This is a genomic window from Bacillus sp. 05T22 (assembly GCF_056396765.1).
Genome location: NZ_JBFTMC010000001.1, coordinates 39,721 through 61,482 on the forward strand (window position 1 = coordinate 39,721; position 21,762 = coordinate 61,482).

Genomic DNA, 21,762 nt, shown 5'->3' on the forward strand with positions numbered 1-21,762 from the left:
TGATGTTTTGTTTACTTTATATAAGTTTATGCACAGCTTGTATAAAAATGTCTCCTCTTTCTTCAAATGTTTTAAATTGATCCCAACTTGCACAAGCTGGCGAAAGAAGAATTACATCTCCATCTGTAGAATGAGAATACGCTCTTTCTACAGCCTCTTCTAAATTATCGACACTTTCAATAATATCTATCCCTGCTTTTTCAGCTGCCCTTACTAACTTAGGTGCTGTTTGTCCAAATGTTAATATCGCTTTTACATGTTCAAAATATGGAATTAAATCATCGAATTCATTTCCTCGATCAAGCCCACCTGCTAACAAAATAACAGGTTGCGTAAATGCTGATAGCGCCTTTTCTGTTGCTAACATGTTTGTTGCTTTTGAATCATTATAAAACTTACGATTATTAATTGTTGTTACATATTCTAAACGATGTTTTACACCTGTAAAGCGTTTTAATACGGCAATAATTGCCTCATTTTCTACCCCTAGCAATTTAGCAATACTCATAGCAGCTAGAATGTTTTCTAAATTATGTTTACCCGGTAAAACGATATCTTGAACTTCAACGATTTTCTCACCTTTAAAATAAAGAGCACCGTCTTTAATACATGCACCATCTTCAATTACCTTAGTAGCCGAAAATAATACTTTTTGTCCTTTACTATTTGCTGATAACGCCATTACATCTACATCATCAGCATTAATTACACTATAATCAGCTTCAGTTTGGCTTTTAAAAATATTCGCTTTTGCTAAACCATACTCTTTTTTTGTACCATGATAATCTAAGTGAGCCTCGAACAGATTTAAAAATGCTGCAATTTTAGGCTGGAATGTTTCCACTCCCATTAATTGGAACGAAGAAAGTTCCGTTACAATAATTTCATTTTCTTTTGCTTGCTGTGCTACTTCACAAGCTACAGTCCCAATATTTCCCGCAATGACAGGGTGCTTCTTGCCTTCTTTTAACATTTCAAACGTTAGTGTTGTCGTTGTTGTTTTTCCATTTGACCCCGTAATTCCAACAAACGGTGCTGCTGAAATACGATATGCAAGCTCCACTTCTGTCACAATTGGAATCTGTTTTTCTTTCGCTGCAACCAGTAGTGGATTGGAATATGGAATCCCTGGATTTTTTACAACAAGTGAAATATTTCTTTCTAACAACTCTAGCGGATGACCACCGCATACAACGTCCATTCCTTTTGCTTGCAATTCTGCAGCTAATACATTATTTGCTAACGGTTTTCCGTCATTTACAATAACATTTGCACCTAAGCTTTTTAATAAAGTTGCTGCTGCATAGCCACTTTTTGCAATACCTAATACAAGAATATTTTTATTTTGATATTCAGTTACAGTTTTCAATTACATCCACACCCCGATATAAATTCCTAATACTGCCAATAAAAATCCTACAGACCAGAATGTTACAACAACACGCCATTCTGACCAGCCACATAATTCGTAATGATGATGCAGTGGACTCATTTTAAAAACACGTTTTCCTGTCGTTTTAAATGAAATAACTTGAATAATAACAGACAAAGTTTCCATTACAAATACGCCGCCAATTACAACAAGTAATAATTCTTGCTTTAATAAAATAGCTACGGCAGCTATTGCACCACCTAAAGCAAGGGAACCCGTATCTCCCATAAACACTTTAGCTGGATTTGCATTAAACACTAAGAATCCAAGTACCGCTCCTACAACTGCCATACAGAAAATAGCTACGGCATATTGATTTTGAGCAACTGCAATAATGCCAAATGCTCCAAATGCAATTGCGGCTGTTCCTGATAACAATCCATCTAAACCGTCTGTTAAATTGACTGCATTTGATCCACCAATAAGCATAAATAGCACAAGGATAAAATATGCCCAGTGTAAATCAAATTTAACCTCAGTTCCTGGGATCATGATATATGTTTGTAACGCACTTCCTTTTCCAATTAAAAAGAATGCAATTGCAATTACAAGCTGACCGATTAATTTTTGTTTTGATGTTAAACCAAGATTTCTTTTTTTAACAACTTTTATATAGTCATCTAAAAAACCAATCAATCCATAACCAAATGTAACTAATAATAATAATGATACTTCCGCATTTAAATGTTTAAATTTAATTGCCATGATAAGTGTTGTCACCATCATAGACACATAAATGACAATACCACCCATCGTTGGTGTTCCCGATTTCTTTTGATGTGATTTTGGCCCTTCATCACGAATACTTTGCCCAAACTTTAACCTACGTAAAAATGGAATAAACAATGGCGAAAGGGCAACAGAAATTAAGAAAGCTACCCCAGCCGTTACTAATAAACCTTGTTCAAGCACATGTAGTCCCCCTCTCATGTTGTTACTCTTTGTTGTTTAAACACTCAGTGATTGCCTCTTTCGCAATTTCACGATCGTCAAAATGATGTACTTCTTTGCCAATAATTTGATACGTTTCATGCCCTTTTCCAGCAATGATAATAATATCTTCTGCCTTCGCTTCTGAAACCGCATGGAAAATCGCTTCTTTTCGATCAACAATGACTTCATAATTATTTCCTTTTGCACCTGCTAACATATCATCCAAAATCGCTTGTGGATCTTCACTTCTTGGGTTATCTGAAGTCAAGATTGCGTGTGTTGCATATTCTGTAGCGACACTAGCCATAATTGGCCTTTTCGTCCGATCACGATCACCGCCGCAACCAACAATACAATACACATTCCCTTTTGCAAATTGTTTCGCTGTTGTTAACACATTTTCTAAACTATCTGGAGTATGTGCATAATCGACAATAACTGTATAATCTTGTCCCCCGTCCACAACTTCAAAGCGGCCTGGAACTCCAGTTAAATTCGTCACAACATGAATAATCGTTTGCAAAGTTACACCAGACACAAGAGTAGCGGCTATTGCTGCTAAAACATTGTATACATTAAACTTTCCAATTAACTTCATCGTAATATTTACACTTTCACTTGGCGTAACAAGGGTAAATGTTGTTCCACCGCTCGTCATCACAATATCTTTTGCCATAATATCACTATGTGTATCAATTCCATACGTAATAACCGTAGCCGCAGTACTTCTCATATACTCTTCTGCTGCTGGATCATCACTGTTTAACACAGCGTACTTTTCACGGTTATGATGATAGCTATTACCAAGCTGAGCAAAAAGCAAGCCTTTTGCATGCTTATATTCTTCCATCGTTTTATGATAATCTAAATGATCTTGTGTTAAATTTGTAAATACAGCTACATCATAATCRCAACCGTGTACACGGCCAAGATCTAATGCATGTGAAGAAACTTCCATTACTGCGCTATTTACATTTTGCTCAACCATACGGCGAAACGTTTGCTGAAGTGTCAGTGCATCTGGCGTTGTATTTTTCACCTCGAATGTTTCATCACCGATTTTCATATTAATTGTTCCAATTAGCCCTGTTTTATGACCGTGTGCCCGCATAATTTCATCCATAATATGCGATGTTGTTGTCTTTCCATTTGTACCTGTAATCCCAATCAAGTGTAATTTATGCGTTGGCTGTCCGTAAAAATAATCAGCTAAAACCGCTAAAGAACGATAGGTATTTTTCACAAGTACAACTGGAACGTCAACATCAATCGGTCTTTCCGCAACAATAGCAGCCGCACCTTGCGCGGCTGCTTGCTTAGCAAAATCATGGCTATCAACCGTATACCCTTTCATACATACAAATAAGCTTCCATTTGTCACTTTACGTGAATCTGCTTCAATGGATGTAATTTCTGGATTTTCTTTTGGAACAACTGGAAAATCATGCAAACATGATACAAGTGTGTGCAACTTCATTTCACTAAACCCTCTCTACATTGTTTATTTATCTCTTACTTAATAAGTAATTCTTCCTATCCTTCATTCGCTAAAAATTGAAGAAGGAAGCATTTGCTGAGAGCCCGAAAAATCAGACTCGTTTATCAGTGCATCATATAATACCTTAGCTGATAAATTCTTTATTTTTTATGTTCAAGAGCAATATAATCTGTTTTCATAGAAAATAAATTTCTATGAAAACAGAGATTATATATTAACTCAACTTCCACCAATTGTATCACAAAACACAATCTCTGACCTTTAATTACCAAAGTAAATCCTAATTTTTGATCCTTCCTTTACTTTGGCACCAGCTTCTGGTGATTGTTTAATTACTTTGTCTCCCTCACCACTTACATCGAGCTGCAAGTCTACAAGCTGCGTTTGCAAATCTTTTTTCTTCATCCCGATTAAATCCGGAACTTCTATTGTAGGGGTATCGCCCCATTTATATTCCCTTTCAACCTGCTCCTTGCGTGGCTCTACTCCCATAACAGGAAGCACATCACGAAGAATATTCCCTACAATTGGCGCAGCAACAACACCACCAAATTGAGTAACCCCTTTTGGATTATCAACTGCAACATACACAACGATTTGTGGGTCATCTGCTGGAGCAAATCCAATAAAAGATACAATATAGTTATTATCTAAATATTTTCCGTCTTTTACTTTTTGGGCAGTTCCCGTTTTTCCACCAACACGATAACCATCAATATATGCACCTTTACCAGAACCTTTCGCTACAACATTTTCTAACGCATAACGAACTTTTTCCGATGTTTCCTTGGAAATAACTTTTCTTTTCTCGACCGGTGTTTTCTTTCTTACAACTTGATTATTCGATGGATCAACAAATTCTTTCGCAATATACGGCTGGTATAATGTCCCACCATTTACAGCTGCCGCTACCGCAGCAACTTGTTGGATCGGTGTAACAGAAACCCCTTGCCCGAAAGAAGTCGTCGCCTGTTCAACCGGACCAACCTTATCTAAGTTGAATAAAATCCCTTTTCCTTCTCCTTGCAAGTCAATCCCTGTCTTCTGTCCAAAACCAAAATCACGAATGTATTGGAATAACTTTTCTTTTCCAAGGCGGTCCCCAAGCTCAATAAAACCTGGGTTACAAGAATTTTGAACAACTTCTAAAAACGTTTGACTACCGTGGCCACCAGCTTTCCAACAACGTAGCCTAGCGCCTCCAACTTCAGCTGCTCCATCATCATAAAACGTATCTTTCTCCAAGTCTACTAATTTTTCATTTAAAGCAGCCGCAAGTGTAATGATTTTAAAAGTCGATCCCGGCTCATATGTACTCCATACAGGCAGGTTTCGATTAAACACTTCTGGTGAAACACTCTGAAAATCCGTGGGATCGAAACTTGGGCGACTTGACATTCCTAAAATTTCACCATTTTTCGGGTTCATCGCRATTGCKATCATACCATCTGGATTATACGTAGAATCTGCGATATTCATTTCTCTCTCTATAATCGTATTGATTCGAGAATCGATTGTTAATTTTAAATCTAAGCCGGCCTCTGGTTTTTTGAAATCATCTCCAACATTCGGCATCCTTTGTCCTTTCGCATCTGCAAAAAAGCGCACATGCCCTTTATCACCATTTAGCTCTTTATCATAATACGACTCAAGTCCCATAAGTCCCTGATTGTCACTACCAGCAAACCCTAGTACATGCGATAAATATTTTCCGAACGGATAATACCGAATGGAATCTTCAGCAATATAAACACCTTTTAAACTTAAAGCACGTACTTCCTTTGCTTTATCATGAGAAATTTTCCTTCCGCCTTTATCCAATCTTACAATGGACTCTTTTTTTGTAATCCGTTTATAAATTCCCTCTTTTTCCACACCTAAAACTGCAGCTAACTTCTCTGCAGTCTCTGCTGGTTTTTCAATTTGCCTTGGTACAACAAAGACAGTTGGTGCACTTTTATTCGTTGCAAGCTCCACACCATTTCGATCTAAAATTTTTCCTCGTTCAGGTTCGAAAGTAATATTACGACTCCACGAATCCTTTGCACGATCTGTTAACATATTCCCAAGAAAAAACTGTACGTATCCAAGACGAATATCAATAATTGTAAAAATGAGTATACCTGATATAAGTATAAAAATAAGTCGCTTTCTAACTGTTACATTCGATACACGCATATTGGAACAAGCCTCCTTTACGCCTAGCTTGTTCCAATATATGCTTGTACCTATTCGAATAGAACCTCTTGGACTTCTTATATTATGCACCTAGAACATTCTATGGCTTTTCTGCCTCTTGCTGTGGCTCAAGCGGTGGTACAAGTGTTACAGCTAATTCCGTACCTGCTTGTAACGGCGTTCCTTCCGCCACACTTTGTTCTGTCACATATCCTGTACCAGATGGCTTCAAATTAAGATTTAACATTTTCGCTAAATTCATTACATCCCGAAGTGCCCATCCTTGTATATTTGGCATCAACGGTTTATCTCCTACTAAGAAGACTCGATCGCCCTTCAATGTTTTTTCAGTCGCTTTTGGTACCTGTTGTTTTACTTTTCCTTCACCTACTATAATCGGACGGAATTTAGCTTTTTCTAATGTTGCTTTTGCCTCTTCCATTGTTTTTCCGGTTACCTCTGGAACAACCGCCTGTTGCTCTTTCACATATTTCTTCGAATCTTTTACTTCATTCGGTTTAATTTTCAAATACTCTAAACTATTTTTCGTTACAGATTTAAACATTTCCGCGAGAGGTTGTGCCCCGTATTCATTATCTTTTAATTTCGGCTGCTTAATTGCAAAGTAAACAATTAATTGCGGATCGTCCATTGGTGCCATACCAAGGAATGAGAAAATATAGTTTTCTCTTCCGGTCATATATCCACCTTTTCCATCCGGAATTTGTGCTGTTCCTGTTTTACCACCAACAGAGTATCCATCGATTTTATACGCATTCCCTGTTCCTTTTGGTGAGGTAACAACGCGTTCTAATAATTGTCTTACTTGTTCTGCTGTTTCTTTTGTAACTGGTTGCCCCACTTCTTCTGGTTTATGCTCTAATTCCACTTTATTCGTTAGTGGATCTACAATTCGATCGATGGTATAAGGTTTCATCATTTTCCCATCATTTGCGATTGCGGTTGCAGCTTGTACAAGTTGCATCGGTGTTACAGTAGAGCCTTGTCCGAATGCTGTTGTTACCTGTTGAATCTGCTGGTCAAATACAATTGTATTTTTTCCTTCATTAGGTAAATCAATACCAGTCTTTTCATCCAATCCAAATTTATGAATATATTGACGGAAACGATCTGGACCAAGTTTTTGATCTCCTAAAATTGCAAATGCAACGTTAGAAGAACGCTCAACCCCTTCATCAAATGTAATAGATCCCCAACCTGCACCACCGTTATGATCTTTTATTTTACGGTTTCCAACTGGATACGTACCTGACTGGTAATATTCTTGACCATTATATACACCTTCATTAATCGCCGCAGCTAATGTGAAAATTTTCATCGTAGACCCCGGCTCATACGCATTTGCGATTGGATCATTAATATAGTATTGAATATCACCCTTATTTGGGTCATAGCTAGGTCGACTAGACATTCCTAGTATTTTTCCTGTTTTCGGATCTGCAACCAATCCAATTAGCATAGAAGGTTCATAGTGCTGATCAGCTGCTTTCATCGCATCTTCTAAAAACCCTTGAATACGTTGATCAATTGTTAAATACACATTTTCTCCATTTTCCGGTGGCTTTACATTTTGCTTTCCACCATCGAGAGAAACACCATTACGATCTCCTGTATATGCTACACTTCCATTAGAAGCACGTAAATACTTATCTAAGCTCTCTTCTAATCCAAATTTCCCCCCCGCAATTCCTTTATCATCAGGTTTTGCAAAACCTAACACGTAAGATGCGAAATCCCCATTTGGATACACTCTAGCTTTTTCTGTAACAAATGAAATACCTGGTATTTTAAGACTTTCTAGTTGCTCTTTCTTCTCTTTCGTCAAGTTCTTTCCCAGCGCTCCGAACTCTACCTGACTCTTATCTTTGTTTAAAGTGGCTAAAATTTCATCTTCACCTGTCCCAAGTACACCTGCAATTTTCTTTGCAGCATCCTCTTTATCTTTTACAGGTTTTTCACCTTTTAGTTTCGCAACAATCTTGTATGAGTTCGCATCTTGCGCTAACACATGTCCATTTTGATCATAAATCGTTCCACGATTCGCTTCAAGTACGCCATTTTTATTATGCTTGTCTTGTGCAAGTTTCTTTAAGTCTTGACCATGTACTGTTCCTGTCGCTTGAATATAAAAGAATCGGGCTAACAACAGCAAAAAGAGCAGGAGGAAAAATATCATAAAGTAACCTGCTCCTTTATTGGTATGAATTTTGTTCATATTCGTCTTCATATTTTCTTCACACCTACTATATTAATGTAAACCTTTCACATTATTCGCATTAATTTCCAGACCGTGTTTTTTTGCGATTTCTGCGATACGCTCATAGCGACTTAACTTTTCCACTTCAGCTTGTAATTCTTGGTTTGCTTTTTGTTTTTCCACAATTTTATTCTCTATTTTTGCTGCTTCCGCATCAACTTGGTACAGGCCTGCTTTATTTCCAATAAAAGCCACGCAAGCATATAATAAAAAGCCAATAAAAGCCACATACAACAATTTTTCAATTCTTGTAATTTTTGTTTTCGCTTTTGGTTGTACGTTTTGCTGCGGAGCTTGAGATTGTACTTGCACTTGTTCTTGCACTTGTTGTTGTTTATACTTTACAGCTAAATTTGTCATACCTCTCTCTCCTTTTTATCGTTTTTCAGCGATTCGTAACTTCGCAGAACGCGCTCGATTATTTTCTTCTAACTCTTCATCAGAAGGTAAAATCGGTTTTCTTGTAATGAGCTTTAGTTTCGGCTTAAACTCATCAGGGATAATTGGTAATCCTGGAGGAAGCTGTGGTGTTGTACTATTTCGTTTAAATGTTGTTTTACAAATACGATCTTCTAATGAATGGAACGTAATAACACTAATTCTTCCACCTGGCTTAACCATTTCAATCGCAGATTCCAGTGCCTCCTCGAATACTTTCAACTCATCATTTACAGCAATTCGAATCGCTTGGAACACTCGTTTTGCAGGATGTCCACCCGTTCTACGAGCTGGAGCAGGAATTCCTTCTTTAATTAGCTCTACTAACTCTCCTGTCGTTTCAATCGCCTTATTCTCGCGGTACGCTTCGATTTTCCTTGCAATTTGCTTTGAAAACTTCTCTTCACCATATTGGAAAAAGATTCTTACGAGTTGTTCATATGACCAGTTGTTTACAACATCATATGCCGTTAATGGGGCATCTTGATCCATCCGCATATCTAAGGGCGCATCATGATGATAACTAAAACCACGTTCTGGTGTATCTAATTGTGGGGATGAAACACCTAAATCAAATAAAATTCCGTCTACTTCTGTTATTCCTAATTCATGTAGCTTTTCTGACAAATAGCGAAAATTACTCTTCACTGTTATAAATTGATCACCATAAGAAGAAAATCTTTCTTTTGCATTTTGAATCGCAATTTCATCTTGATCAAATGCAATTAATTTTCCCCCTTCCGTTAGCTGGGATAATAAATAGGAACTATGTCCTCCACCACCTAGCGTACAATCGACATATGTACCACCTGGTTTTATATCCAAACCATCTACTGTTTCTTTTAAAAGAACTGTTACGTGTTTAAACATTGTTGCACCTACTTTTTGCAAAATAATTACGTTGAATGTCTCTTTTTCTTCCTAATAAACCACCCAATATGTCGGGAAATTAATGCTACGAAAATATGTCACATCCAACTTGGCGTCAGTGGAAATCTAATATCCACAAATCGCAGTTTCACTTTATTATATACTAAATTTTATCATTTTTTGCGGGAAATTAAATAAAAACATGTCGAAAAACACAATAATACGTTTACATTTTGTTCTATTTTGTCATGTACATGTGCTTTATTATAAATATCATACTCCCGAACATTCCGTTAGATAATTCAGAAAAAATCACTTTACAGTTAATTCCACGTGCGAAAAATAAAATCCTGCTCCTAAGAGCAAGATTTTATAGTTTTATAATATGATGGTTCCCGTTCCAAGAGTACGATTGCTTCATTACTCGTTCAACAAAATCTAATCCAAACTGATTTAAATAATAACATATATTCCATACCCGTTCTTGCGGCGCACCTAGCGGACGGAGCGCGTATTGTAAACGGCGAAATTTATTCAGCTCTACTTCATGTTTTTTCTCAACATTTCGCTTTAACATTCTTTCTAGCAACTCAATTTGCTCTTTAATTTTCCGCTCATTTTTCTCAGCGAATTGCTGCAATCCTGGGTCTATTTTTTTTACAAACTGTTGTAAAGAAGTATGAACATCCATCATTTTCTCTGTCGCTTCTATAAACTGATTGTCAATTGGTTCTTCTATTTGGTTAGAAAGCCACTCTTCACGTAGCATATCTATGTCATTTACAAATGGATCACTCTCTTGTAATTGTAAATCATGTAAATCTGTTATAATATCGCGTTCCATATAACTAATTGTGAGTCTCGGAACAACCGGAGGCATCTGAAAACCAAACACATGAAATACTTGCTGCAATTCACTCCAGTAAGCAATTTCACCAGGCCCTCCAATAAACGCTAATGTCGGAAATATATATTCTTGCATAAGTGGTCTTGTTACAACATTATTACTAAATCGTTCCGGACTTTTTTCCATTTCCGCTATCAACTCTTCATACGAAAATGAATAAATACCATCTTTTCCAACAAATTTCCCATTCTCTTCTTCTAACAACACACGCTCTTCATCAATTTGCATAAATATGTGCACTGCATTTGATTTTGTTTCAATAATCGGTTTATATCCTTGTTCCTTTACTAATTGCTGTTGTTTTTGAAGACTCATTTGCACTTCTTTATATCGACTTAGTATTTGTTTTAAAAAAGAAACTTCTAACTTTCTTAACGCTGGATGATGGGAATCAACGAGAATCAATCCTGAATCTACAAATAATTTCATAATAAGATGCGCAAAGAAATCTACATATGTAAGAGAATTCTGCAAAGCATCTTCAACAAACTGTAATACATCCTTTGTAAAATTCGTTTCCGGATATGTTTTGAAAATTTCTTCAATCCACTTTCTACAGTCTTCTATTGAAAGATCAGATTCAGATGCACTTGCCTTTTTTGGATGACGATCATGGAAAATCGTCTTTTTTATTTTTTTATTTTTCGTTACAAACACATGATTAATTTCATCGATATCGTGATCTTCACCAGCAATCCAAAAAACAGGAACTACACGAACTCCTAAATTTGCTTCTTTTTCTTTTGCAAGCTGTAAAATCGAAATAATTTTATGCACAGTATAAAGAGGTCCTGTTAATAGTCCTGCTTGTTGTCCTCCAACAACAACATATGTATTTTCATCCGCTAGCGCCTCTATATTCCGAAGAGTATGCTCTCCAGCATGTAAATTAGTATTATATTCCAATAAATGTGCCACTAAGTCTTGACGGAAAAACTTCTTATCACGCAAATCATACAGACGCCGCCCGAATCCATCTTCTGTCAACGGATAATCGAAGAATGCCTGCACTTCTTTTCTACCCTTCATATAGTCCGCCACAACACCTTGTAGTGGAACAGAGATTTCTTTTATCTCCATATAATTCTTCCTTTCCTATCCTGTTCTCTCACCAATCCAAATTGTAGTCAATGTTTGATGTAAAAGCAAAGAATATCTCTTATACCTCTAATCCCTTTATTGAATTATATAAAAATTGCAGTGTGGGAACTTGCTTTCGCTGTTTCCTCGCTTCTTCTATCGCATAGCCAATAATAGCATCAATTTCCGTTTCCCGATTCTCTTTTACGTCAGCTAACATAGAGGATGTATTACTGGATGTTGTTTCACATACATGACAAACTAATTGCCACATCTCTTCTTTTTTTTTCTCCCCTACAAGGAACATGACCTCCTGAAATATTTGCTCCATCACTTTATAAAAAAAAGGATTCGATAGTAATTCTCCGTTTTGTATACCAAATAAAGCTGTTAGTGGATTAATGCAGGCATTTATTACAAGTTTATAACTCATTGTTTGTTTCCAATCTTCTTCTACTTGCACCGAAAAATACTTTGAGGAAAAACAATCCAATAGTGACTCAAATTGAGACCAATCACCATTTACTACTCCAAATTTCGTAACCCCTACTCCTGTATGGTGCACTGTGTATTCATTTTCTTTTTTTGCCCCATGCTCCACAATCCCCACCGCTACATTTTCACACTTTATTTCGTGTAATATATCCAGATGAGACATTCCATTTTGCAAAAAGATAATCTGCCTTTGTCCTTTTATGAAAGGAAGTATATTCGCTAAATGATATTGTTTTACAGCAATAAACGTATAGTCCATTTGTTCACCTACAATACTCTCTAATGGCGTAACATTCGGAAATACCGTTTCCTTTCTTCCCTTACGAATACAGCTTATCCCCTCCTGCATTAACTTTTCAGTTTGTTCTACCGTTCTTGTAAATAATGTAACATCCTGTTTGTTCTTTTTTAAATAAAATGCAAAAAGAAGACCAATAGCTCCCGGACCAACAATCCCAATCTTCATCTCTATCCCCTCAGAATCTCCTAACGAATACAAAGAAGAAAGATATCCTGTAATCAATTAGAAGCCTTCTGATTACCTCCCCTCTATAACTCATCCTAACATTGAGTATATCTTATTTATATTTCAACAACTAAAAGTACATTTCATAAATATATATAAATTCCCTTCATACGACTAGTGTAGCAAATCCTCAAAAAAAATACTGAAAGAAATATTCTATTTCCTTCATAAAAATGAAAAAATGAGTTATAATATTATTGAAAATATTTATACTTTTCTTTATTTTACAAAACGAGAAAAGGATGTGATGTAATGACATTCCCAAAAGTTGAGCGCTTGCTCATCAATTATAAAACGTTAGACGAATTTAAAAAATTTAAGGGATGTGGCGCTCAAGAACTCTCCATGTTTGAAGAGTTACAAGCAAATATTATTGAAAATGATAGTGAATCCCCATTTTACGGCATTTATTACGGCGGATCCCTTATCGCACGTATGAGCTTGTACATGAGGAGACATGGTGAATCAAATCTTGAGATTACTGGATCTTACGTAGAACTCTCTAAACTTGAAGTGTTACCAAACTTTCAAAAACAAGGTTTTGGTCAAATGCTTGTTAATTATGCAAAACAACTACAATTTCCAATCAAAACAACAGCTCGTATTCAATCCGCTGCATTTTGGGAGAAACTAAACTTCGGGCAAATATCAACCACTGATGGCGAATTTTACATTTGGCATCCAGAAGCTAATTTGAATGCGGTTACAAATGAAGAATCCGCATAAAATAAAAACAGCTGTTATTCAGCTGTTTTTATTTTTTCACCTTTTCTAATGTTTCATGCTCATAAATGGTATCTCTTTCTTTTGTTTCTAGTACCATCACACTTCTTTTTCGATCAATATAATCAAGCAAAGTACGATACTCTTCTTCATATACAGATACACGCTGAAGAAGCCATTCCTTTTCCTTTTGTAACAATTCAATTTTTTGGTGTAATTCTTTTAATTCTTTTTCATCTTTATATTTTTGTAAAAAGTTAATGACATCGTCTAATGTAATTGATGTAGGAGAAAACTCCACCACTTTTGGTTGCCTTACTACATAATTCTCTACCTTACGAATTTGTTTTGCCTCTTCAATACGTTCTTTATACTGCTTTCTAACGTAAGAATTCCACCTAAATCCGCATGCTGCAGGTGTACGAGATAAATGTCTACCTACCTCTTTAAATGCGGAAAGCTGGGTTCCTCCTTCACGGATATGCCGGAGTACCACTTCTGCCAGAAGTAAATCTTCATCATCAGTCCATGCATCTTGTCTTGTTGTCGCCATTCCTCTAGTCCTCCTTATGCATTTTTTATTAAACATATGCAGTTACTAGAAAAGATAGAATACCAACATATAAAGAATAATACAAAAAAATAAACGCAGAAGAATATCTTCTGCGTTTATTTCCACAATTACTTGCTGATTACTTCTTTACCTTTGTAAGTACCGCATGCTTTACATACACGGTGAGCTAATTTCGCTTCACCACAGCTTGGGCACTCTACCATACCAGGTACTGATAATTTGAAATGCGTACGACGCTTTCTTTTTACTGTTTTAGAAGTTCTTCTAAAAGGTACAGCCATTCTTCCCACCTCCTTAAAAGAAATAGTTATTTTCATATGAAGGCCTGAACCAGTCTTCCGATTATTTGTCAAAAAACTTCGCAAGTCCTGCTAACCTTGGATCAACAGGCTTTTCTTTGCTTTCTTCCGAAATCACTTGCCAGTCTTGACCTTGCGTTGGTGCTCCACCGGAAACATCATCACTGAAAATTTGCATTGGAATCTCCAAAAGTATATTTTCCTTGATTATTGGGAGTAAGTCAAGTACTTCTCCTTCTAAGTAATGGATTTCCGCTTCCGTTTCATACTCTTCTTCTGAAGTTTGGAACACCTCAGTTGTTTTAATGTCAAATGGTAATGTTACATCTACTAAAGAGCGAGAACATGGTAAAACCATGCTTCCAATTATATGTAGATGAAACGTAAACTTACTGGAGCCAAAATCAACTCTACCTGTTACATGGACAGGATTAATTTCTCGAATTTCTTTCTCGACTTCTTTTAGCTCACTTACATCTACCATCTCATCCAATGTCAATCCTTTATGTCTCAATTTGTTTAATTGATGGATGGACCATTTCATATCATATCACCTCAAGGCAACAAACAAAATTATAGCTAGCCATTTTATATTTGTCAATGTTTTTTCTTTACACTATAATGAAGTCATTATAGGAAATAATATATAGATTATCATGTTTTTAGAAAAGATGCTACATCGAAAGGAGAGATTATCATAAAAGCAAGCGGTATTATTGTTGAATATAACCCCTTTCATAACGGTCATGCTTATCATGTGCAACAAACAAAAAGGTTAACACAGTCCGACATTACAATCGCTGTCATGAGCGGATCATTTTTACAACGTGGTGAACCAGCTCTCGTATCAAAATGGTTCCGAACCAAGATGGCTCTAGCCGGTGGTATAGATCTTGTTGTTGAACTCCCTTATACATTCGCAACACAAAAAGCCGAAACATTTGCTAACGGTGCTATTTCTATTTTAGATGCCCTTGGCGTTTCTGAAATTTGCTTCGGCAGTGAGGATGGAGAGGTTCAAAACTTCTATAATACCATTTCTTTACGCCAAAAGGAAAAAGATACTTTCAATCAACTTGTGCAGCAATTTATGGATGCTGGAAACAGCTATGCCAAAGCAACTTCTCAAGCCTTCTCACACATCTTATCGGACGTCAATACTGTTGATATGTCCCAGCCAAATAATATATTAGGCTTACATTACATTGAAGCGCTTCTTTCTCAGAAAAGTTCTATTCATGCACATACCATTGAAAGATTCGCATCTCATTACCATGACGAAACCTTTCAAGATAACCATATTGCAAGTGCGACTAGCATTCGCAAACAATTATTTAGTGAAAATGATTCACTCACAACCATTTATCCATTTGTACCCAATTGTACCGCATCTTTTTTAGAAAGTTATAAACAAACGTATCATACACTGCATTGTTGGGAGGAGTATTTCCCATTTTTCAAATATAGACTTTTGACAATGTCTTCCCAGGATTTACAACATATTTATGAGGTAGAGGAAGGATTGGAGCATCGTATTTTATCAAAAATACATAATACTTCTTCATTTCTTACTTTCATGGAAGCATTAAAAACAAAACGTTATACATGGACTAGATTACAACGAGTATGTACACATATTTTAACAAATACAACAAAAGAAGAAATGGAAAAGGCACATATAGAGCAACATGCACCATATATCCGTTTACTTGGTATGTCACAAAAAGGACAAACTTATATTTCGAAACACAAAAAAAATCTAGGGCTCCCGCTTCTTACTCATACGAAAACATTTCAACATCCCGTTCTAGATATAGAGCGCAAAGCAAATGCTGTTTATTTTTCAGTGCTACAAGAACCTTTACGTACAAAATGTATACAAAAAGATATAACTCAACATCCTATTCGGTATGATGAAACAACGAATAATTTTTTATAAAAAAACCTCTCTAGGGCGAGAGGTTTACTTTTTTTTCGACATTTTTTCTAAATATGCTAACGCATCATCTAATGTATCTACTGGTACAATTTTCATCTTCGTTTTTATATCTTTCGCTGCTTCAAGCGCTTCTTTATAATTCGATTTCGGTGCCCCTTTTTCATTTGGAGCAAAGAATATTTCTGCACCCGCATCACTAGCAGCTACAACCTTTTGTTGAATACCACCAATCGGACCAACTTCTCCCTTTTCATTAATGGTTCCCGTTCCAGCAATCTCATGACCTTTTGTCATATCCTCTTCAGTCAATTGATTATAGATTTCCAATGTAAACATTAATCCTGCTGATGGTCCCCCAATTTCATGTGAATCAATTTTCACCTTTGGATCTACTACTAAGTCCCTTTCAGTAACAATGGAAACTCCAATACCAACACGTCCCTTGCCATCAGGAATTTGTTTTAGCGTTAGTTTTTCTGTAGAACGTTTCCCCCCACGAATATACTCAATATTTACTACATCCCCTTCTTTTTTACCTGACATATATGCAATAAATTGGTCTATCGCTTCAAAAGGCTGACCGTCAACAGCGACAATTATATCCCCAAGTTTCAATTTCCCTTCAGCGGACATATTTTTCGCAATCCCAGCAACTAAAACCCCTCTGTTTTGAAAGGAAACTGAACGATTTGCTCGCTTATACGCATTATAAATGGCTGCGTTTTGAGAATCTTTCATTGCATACGCTTGGCGGAATTGATATTCTTCATCACTCTCACCTTTTTGCAAAATCTCCTCTGCTTTAGAAATGTGATTATATTTATTAAATTGGGCAGCTATTAGATTTACAACATTCGCAGGCCCCATCGAAACGGTCACGAGCATAAAATCACCTGACTCTTTCTTCCCACCATCAACTTGTACATATGGTTCTAATTTCGCCGCCATACCTGGTTTTGTTACATAATATGGTAGACGTACATAGACAAGCAACATTGCCAATATAACGCCAATTAAAATTGCATATATAAAACGAAAACGCTTAAACATTATTTTTCTCCTTCCACTGCTCAATTAATAAGTAAATWTTCTRAATRTGTTTTTCKGCYTCTTCTTCTCCAACTCGAATAATGTCTTCGATATTGGTAAAAGCACGAGAACTAAACTGTTCTACTGCCGGGCGCATCATTAAGTCTGAAGCAATTTGCCGATTAACAACAAGTTCATGCTGCATAATCTCAATACTCTGCATGATAACATCATAAATGGATGTAACTTCTCCGTTCACCTTAATAGGAGATACATCTACAGCAATTACAATATCAGCTCCTAAGTCTTTAACAACGGATACAGGGATGCGATCAATCACCCCGCCATCCACTAATAAACGACCATCTATTTTTTCAGGTACAAACACTCCTGGCACAGAAATACTCGCCCTCACCGCATCAGCAATAGAACCGCTTGTAAATACAACTTTTTCCCCCTTTAAAATGTCAGTGGCCACAACTGCAGTTGGGATATCTAACTCTTCTAAATTTTTATTATATGTAAACATTTTAATCATATCTTTTACCCGTTTTCCAGAAATAAATCCCATTTTCGGTACAGTAAAATCCAAATAGTATTTTCGTTTAAATAATGTGGCCATTCGATAGAGTCTCTCCACGTTACAACTCGCTGCATAAAATGTCCCAATTAACGCCCCCATACTACTTCCAGCAATCATATGAATAGGAATATTCGCCTCTCGTAATACTTTAATCACCCCGACATGCGCAAAGCCTTTCGCACCTCCAGATCCAAGAGCTAAGCCTATTTTTGGTTCATTCATTTCTCTCACCCTTTAAATTTTTTCATCCTCTTTTTCATACTTATGGTCTAAATTCACCATGTATCCACGTATACTGAAATGAACGTTTTTTGGGACAAAGGGGGCTACGTTAAAATGTATGAAAAATGGAAAACAGCTTTTCTCACCATAACGATGATATTTCTAACATTTTCTCTCGTACTTCACCCCCAAGCCGCTTTGCAATCTTCTATTCGCGGATTAAATATATGGTGGGAAGTTGTCTTTCCTTCACTACTACCTTTTTTTATCGTTGCGGAGCTTTTAATTAGTATAGGTGTTGTAAAGTTTATCGGTATTATATTAGAACCGCTTATGCGCCCGCTCTTTCGTGTGCCTGGTATTGGCGGATTTGTTTGGGCAATGGGAATGGCCTCCGGCTTCCCTGCGGGCGCCAAATTAAGCGCAAGACTCCGGAAAAGTAATCAGCTAACACAAATAGAAGCGGAACGACTCGTATCATTTACCAACTCTTCAAATCCATTATTTATTTTTGGAGCTGTTTCTATTGGCTTTTTTAACAATCCTAAATTAGGTTTCATACTAGCTGCTGCACATTATGTTAGCAACCTTACTGTCGGATTACTTATGCGTTTTTATGGAAACAACAATACTTACATACAAGAAAAACAATCCATTCAAAAACGTCCCTTACAACACGCTTTTTCAATTCTCCACGAGACGCGTTTACAAGAGAACAGACCAATTGGAAAACTACTTGGTGATGCCATTATCTCCTCTATTCAAACTTTACTCATGATTGGTGGATTTATTATTTTATTCTCCGTTTTAAATAAAATGATTACTGTCTTCCAACTCACRGCAGCWCTWKCTTTTATTATGCAACATATTTTAWCATTCTTCCAACTATCACCACACTTTAGCATTCCCATCTTATCAGGACTTTTTGAAATGACACTAGGTAGCCAAATGATCAGCCAAACCAATCAGACTACAACTCTTGAACAAGCAATGGTAACGAGCTTTATCCTCGCATTTAGCGGCCTTTCTATCCAAGCTCAGGTAGCAAGTATTTTAGCCGAAACTGATATTCGCTTTAAACCCTATTTCTTTGCAAGAATTATCCAAAGTATTCTCGCCCCAATTTACACTTTTATATTTTGGGTACCACTTTATGAAAAATTACATTCTTTTTCACCAAATCAACAAGATATCCCTGTTTTTTTATCAAACCATGCTTCTATTCTTGCAAAGACTTGGGAAATATCGCTTCGCTATGGTCCTACTTTTACACTATTTTGTTTATATCTATATGTTATTTTATTATTCTTACGCATAATAAACAAAGAAAAACCCCGTTCATCTTAACGGGGTTTGAAACTTTTCTTTTAAAGCGTGCTCTACAACAGGAGGAACAAGACCAGCTACATTTCCACCATAACGAGCCACTTCCTTCACAATGCTCGAACTTAAAAATGAATATTGATTATTTGTCATAATAAAAAAGGTTTCAATATTTTCGTCTAACTTACGATTCATCGATGTAATTTGCATCTCATATTCAAAATCAGAAACTGCACGTAAACCACGTAAAATTGCGTTTGCATTACGCATTTTTGCATATTCAACTAACAGTCCGCTATGCGAATCAACTTTTACRTTTGGAATATCTTTTGTTGCTTCTCGAATTAGCTCTAGGCGCTCTTCTACTGAAAAGAACGGTTTCTTGGAAGAATTGTTTAAAACGACAACATATACTTCGTCAAACACCTTTGCGCCTCTTTTAATAATATCCAAATGCCCAAGAGTTATCGGATCAAAACTCCCTGAAGAAATTGCTATGCTTGTCATTCGGTCCCCTCACCTTCATGCTTATAAATGGAAATCGCTGTAATACCATAATTTTCTGCTCTTACCTTTACAAGTCCCCCTATTGTTTCCGGTAAGACTACATCATCCCCATGTTCTGCCATAACCAATCCATCTTCGTTCAATAATCCGTGTTGGTCCATAACACTAATTAATGAAATGATTTTTTGATCTTTGTATGGTGGATCTAGCAGTATAAGATCAAATGATAGTTCACGTTTAATTAACGCCTTCAAAGCGCGCTCTGCGTCATTTCTATACACTTCAGCTTGGTCATGTACTCTGCAGCTTTCTAAATTTTGATGAATAACCTTCACCGCTTTATTATCCCGATCAACAAAAATGGCTTTGTCAACCCCTCTGCTAAGCGCTTCAATCCCAAGCCCTCCGCTACCTCCAAACAAATCGAGGGCAATTCCTCCTTCGAAATAAGGACCAATCATATTAAAGATGGCTTCTTTTACCTTATCCGTTGTCGGTCGCGTTGTATTACCTGGCACAGCCTTAAGCGGATGCCCTTTACATTTTCCAGAAACTACTCTCATTTGCTGTCACTACCTTTATTTCAATCTATCGAGCGATTATTACAAACGCATATTCGTTCGGTTAACCGCTATCAACCCTCACTGTTTTCTGTGTATTTTTCCATTAAAGGATAAACGAATCCGCTATCTATTAAAAGAAAAACTAATTTATTCCGTTAAAAAAGTCATCATTACATGATAACTTTCCAGTATCCCATATGTATATTCATCTCGCTATTGGCGAGTCAGATCCCTCTCTACTAATGCAAGTTTCACGTTATCTTTTTTATCCTATCATAAAATAAAAAAAAGAAAAATAAAAAGCCTACGATAAATTTTAAATTCATTATGTATATCTTCATTTAGATTGGACATAAATAAATATAACAACATCACCTTCGATGTTGTTGCCAACCGCGGAGAAGACTTACGTTTCCCCATAAGTTCTTCCTCCGGTTTCTCCTCTCCCTTTGCCTTCTTACTAGTACATACTAGTATAAGAAGGGCCCTGCTTTGCAGGGTTTTTTTCTTTGTCTGCTTTTCATTTTAAAAACGAAGTGATACAGTAAAAGAAAGAGGAGGAAATAATATGATTCAACGTTTTATTGAACTAGGAGAAGGCTACTCCGATTTATATGAATTACTTGAGATTGCAAAGACAAATAAAGATCGTGTATCACATATGTTACAATTTGAAACCTTAAAAAATGATAAAAAAGTATGCTCACTTGTTGTTGTTCTTAAACCAACAACGGTTGGTGATTTCCAACCGCTATATATATGCCGCGAAGGAATTCCTATACTTGAAGGTACAAAAAGTAAACGAATCGTTTTATTCGAGGAAACAGCGGAACAAATCGAAAAAAACGTTACTTCTTTTACTGTAAAACCTTCTACAATTTTCCCAGAAAAAGAATTATATTTTAATCACCTTATCGGCATTTTACGAATGAATCATTTCATTCCTCCAATGCAGTAGCAATTTATACTCATTGTATTTTTATTAAAATAAAGAAACCCCCACCAAAATTAGTGGGGGTCTTTCTCTTTAACTATAGTCGTATTCTTTCGCGCGATCCGGACGTGAATTTTCAAATTCCGTTTTAAGAAATGGGCGATATGACTGCTCAATTTTTTTCACAAAAGGAAGTTTATTTAGCTTTTGTATCATATGCTCTATTTGTTCCATATCACAATATACAACTGCATATTTCAAACGCTTTGATATGTAATGAATATTACCATATTTCCTTAAAATCTTGGCATGTTTCAATGAATGTAAATAAACAATCATACTTTGTCGTTGCCCGAACATAATCTTCTCCATCTTCTCCTTTTATATACTCATATTCTTGTATCTTATAAACATCAATCAGAAATTTGTGA

General features: G+C 36.3%; 21 protein-coding genes. 4 read left to right on the forward strand and 17 right to left on the reverse strand.

Annotated features, from left to right (window positions below):
• Positions 1–16: 16 nt before the first annotated feature.
• The 9 genes from murD to AC1DIT_RS00240 all read right to left on the reverse strand — a co-directional run bounded on the left by murD (position 17) and on the right by AC1DIT_RS00240 (position 12,581).
• On the reverse strand, positions 17–1,369 hold the full coding sequence (gene murD / locus AC1DIT_RS00200; protein WP_016116034.1) for a UDP-N-acetylmuramoyl-L-alanine--D-glutamate ligase: 1,353 nt from the start codon (positions 1,367–1,369) through the stop codon (positions 17–19).
• Positions 1,370–2,344, reverse strand: a complete 975-nt coding sequence (gene mraY / locus AC1DIT_RS00205) for a phospho-N-acetylmuramoyl-pentapeptide-transferase (protein WP_016116035.1) — start codon at positions 2,342–2,344, stop codon at positions 1,370–1,372.
• Between the two features lie 22 nt (positions 2,345–2,366).
• Complete coding sequence (locus AC1DIT_RS00210; protein WP_016116036.1) at positions 2,367–3,842, reverse strand: UDP-N-acetylmuramoyl-L-alanyl-D-glutamate--2,6-diaminopimelate ligase; 1,476 nt, start codon at positions 3,840–3,842, stop codon at positions 2,367–2,369.
• 282 nt (positions 3,843–4,124) lie between these two features.
• Positions 4,125–6,041 carry a stage V sporulation protein D gene (locus AC1DIT_RS00215; protein WP_016116037.1) on the reverse strand — a complete coding sequence of 639 codons (1,917 nt, stop codon included), beginning with the start codon at positions 6,039–6,041 and terminating at the stop codon, positions 4,125–4,127.
• 100 nt (positions 6,042–6,141) lie between these two features.
• Entirely contained in the window at positions 6,142–8,289 is a 2,148-nt protein-coding gene (locus AC1DIT_RS00220) for a penicillin-binding protein (RefSeq protein ID WP_016116038.1), read from the reverse strand.
• A gap of 21 nt (positions 8,290–8,310) precedes the next feature.
• Positions 8,311–8,679 (reverse strand): cell division protein FtsL, encoded by a 369-nt coding sequence (gene ftsL, locus AC1DIT_RS00225; RefSeq protein WP_016116039.1) that lies wholly within the window; start codon positions 8,677–8,679, stop codon positions 8,311–8,313.
• 15 nt (positions 8,680–8,694) lie between these two features.
• A complete protein-coding gene (gene rsmH, locus AC1DIT_RS00230) occupies positions 8,695–9,627 on the reverse strand; it encodes a 16S rRNA (cytosine(1402)-N(4))-methyltransferase RsmH (RefSeq protein WP_016116040.1) in 933 nt (310 codons plus the stop codon).
• Between the two features lie 370 nt (positions 9,628–9,997).
• Positions 9,998–11,614: a bacillithiol biosynthesis cysteine-adding enzyme BshC gene (bshC, locus tag AC1DIT_RS00235; protein WP_016116041.1), complete on the reverse strand. Its 1,617-nt coding sequence runs from the start codon at positions 11,612–11,614 to the stop codon at positions 9,998–10,000.
• A 79-nt stretch (positions 11,615–11,693) separates the two neighbouring features.
• Entirely contained in the window at positions 11,694–12,581 is an 888-nt protein-coding gene (locus tag AC1DIT_RS00240; protein WP_033671484.1) for a 2-dehydropantoate 2-reductase, read from the reverse strand.
• A 306-nt stretch (positions 12,582–12,887) separates the two neighbouring features.
• Here AC1DIT_RS00240 and AC1DIT_RS00245 point away from each other — a divergent pair, with 306 nt between their 5' ends.
• Positions 12,888–13,361, forward strand: a complete 474-nt coding sequence (locus tag AC1DIT_RS00245; protein ID WP_003199752.1) for an N-acetyltransferase — start codon at positions 12,888–12,890, stop codon at positions 13,359–13,361.
• A gap of 28 nt (positions 13,362–13,389) precedes the next feature.
• Here the strand turns inward: AC1DIT_RS00245 and AC1DIT_RS00250 are convergent, their stop codons facing one another.
• The 3 genes from AC1DIT_RS00250 to AC1DIT_RS00260 form a co-directional block, all read right to left on the reverse strand.
• Positions 13,390–13,911, reverse strand: a complete 522-nt coding sequence (locus AC1DIT_RS00250) for an RsfA family transcriptional regulator (RefSeq protein ID WP_016116043.1) — start codon at positions 13,909–13,911, stop codon at positions 13,390–13,392.
• 128 nt (positions 13,912–14,039) lie between these two features.
• Positions 14,040–14,213, reverse strand: a complete 174-nt coding sequence (rpmF, locus tag AC1DIT_RS00255; RefSeq protein WP_001984764.1) for a 50S ribosomal protein L32 — start codon at positions 14,211–14,213, stop codon at positions 14,040–14,042.
• Positions 14,214–14,274: 61 nt separating this feature from the next.
• Positions 14,275–14,775, reverse strand: coding sequence for a YceD family protein (locus tag AC1DIT_RS00260; RefSeq protein ID WP_016131894.1), 501 nt, complete (start codon positions 14,773–14,775; stop codon positions 14,275–14,277).
• A gap of 153 nt (positions 14,776–14,928) precedes the next feature.
• Here AC1DIT_RS00260 and AC1DIT_RS00265 point away from each other — a divergent pair, with 153 nt between their 5' ends.
• A complete protein-coding gene (locus tag AC1DIT_RS00265; RefSeq protein ID WP_154214602.1) occupies positions 14,929–16,170 on the forward strand; it encodes a nucleotidyltransferase in 1,242 nt (413 codons plus the stop codon).
• A gap of 24 nt (positions 16,171–16,194) precedes the next feature.
• Here the strand turns inward: AC1DIT_RS00265 and AC1DIT_RS00270 are convergent, their stop codons facing one another.
• Entirely contained in the window at positions 16,195–17,220 is a 1,026-nt protein-coding gene (locus AC1DIT_RS00270; RefSeq protein WP_016116046.1) for a SepM family pheromone-processing serine protease, read from the reverse strand.
• Positions 17,213–18,004, reverse strand: coding sequence for a patatin-like phospholipase family protein (locus AC1DIT_RS00275; protein ID WP_476997993.1), 792 nt, complete (start codon positions 18,002–18,004; stop codon positions 17,213–17,215). Before AC1DIT_RS00275 ends, AC1DIT_RS00270 begins: the two co-directional genes overlap by 8 nt.
• A gap of 114 nt (positions 18,005–18,118) precedes the next feature.
• On the opposite strand from AC1DIT_RS00275, the gene ylbJ reads away from it, so the two are divergent.
• Positions 18,119–19,351, forward strand: a complete 1,233-nt coding sequence (gene ylbJ / locus AC1DIT_RS00280; protein ID WP_476997994.1) for a sporulation integral membrane protein YlbJ — start codon at positions 18,119–18,121, stop codon at positions 19,349–19,351.
• On the opposite strand, the gene coaD is transcribed toward ylbJ, so the two are convergent.
• Together coaD and rsmD are read right to left on the reverse strand one after the other, a co-directional pair.
• Entirely contained in the window at positions 19,343–19,834 is a 492-nt protein-coding gene (gene coaD, locus AC1DIT_RS00285) for a pantetheine-phosphate adenylyltransferase (RefSeq protein ID WP_016116049.1), read from the reverse strand. The two genes, ylbJ and coaD, sit on opposite strands and share 9 nt — an antisense overlap.
• Positions 19,831–20,397: a 16S rRNA (guanine(966)-N(2))-methyltransferase RsmD gene (rsmD, locus tag AC1DIT_RS00290; protein ID WP_016116050.1), complete on the reverse strand. Its 567-nt coding sequence runs from the start codon at positions 20,395–20,397 to the stop codon at positions 19,831–19,833. The genes coaD and rsmD overlap by 4 nt, the downstream gene beginning before the upstream one ends.
• Before the next feature lie 568 nt (positions 20,398–20,965).
• Between rsmD and AC1DIT_RS00295 the strand changes: the two genes are divergently transcribed.
• A complete protein-coding gene (locus AC1DIT_RS00295) occupies positions 20,966–21,355 on the forward strand; it encodes a DUF7147 family protein (RefSeq protein ID WP_003199736.1) in 390 nt (129 codons plus the stop codon).
• Between the two features lie 69 nt (positions 21,356–21,424).
• On the opposite strand, the gene AC1DIT_RS00300 is transcribed toward AC1DIT_RS00295, so the two are convergent.
• Positions 21,425–21,691, reverse strand: coding sequence for a YlbG family protein (locus AC1DIT_RS00300; protein ID WP_016116052.1), 267 nt, complete (start codon positions 21,689–21,691; stop codon positions 21,425–21,427).
• Between the last annotated feature and the right edge of the window lie 71 nt (positions 21,692–21,762).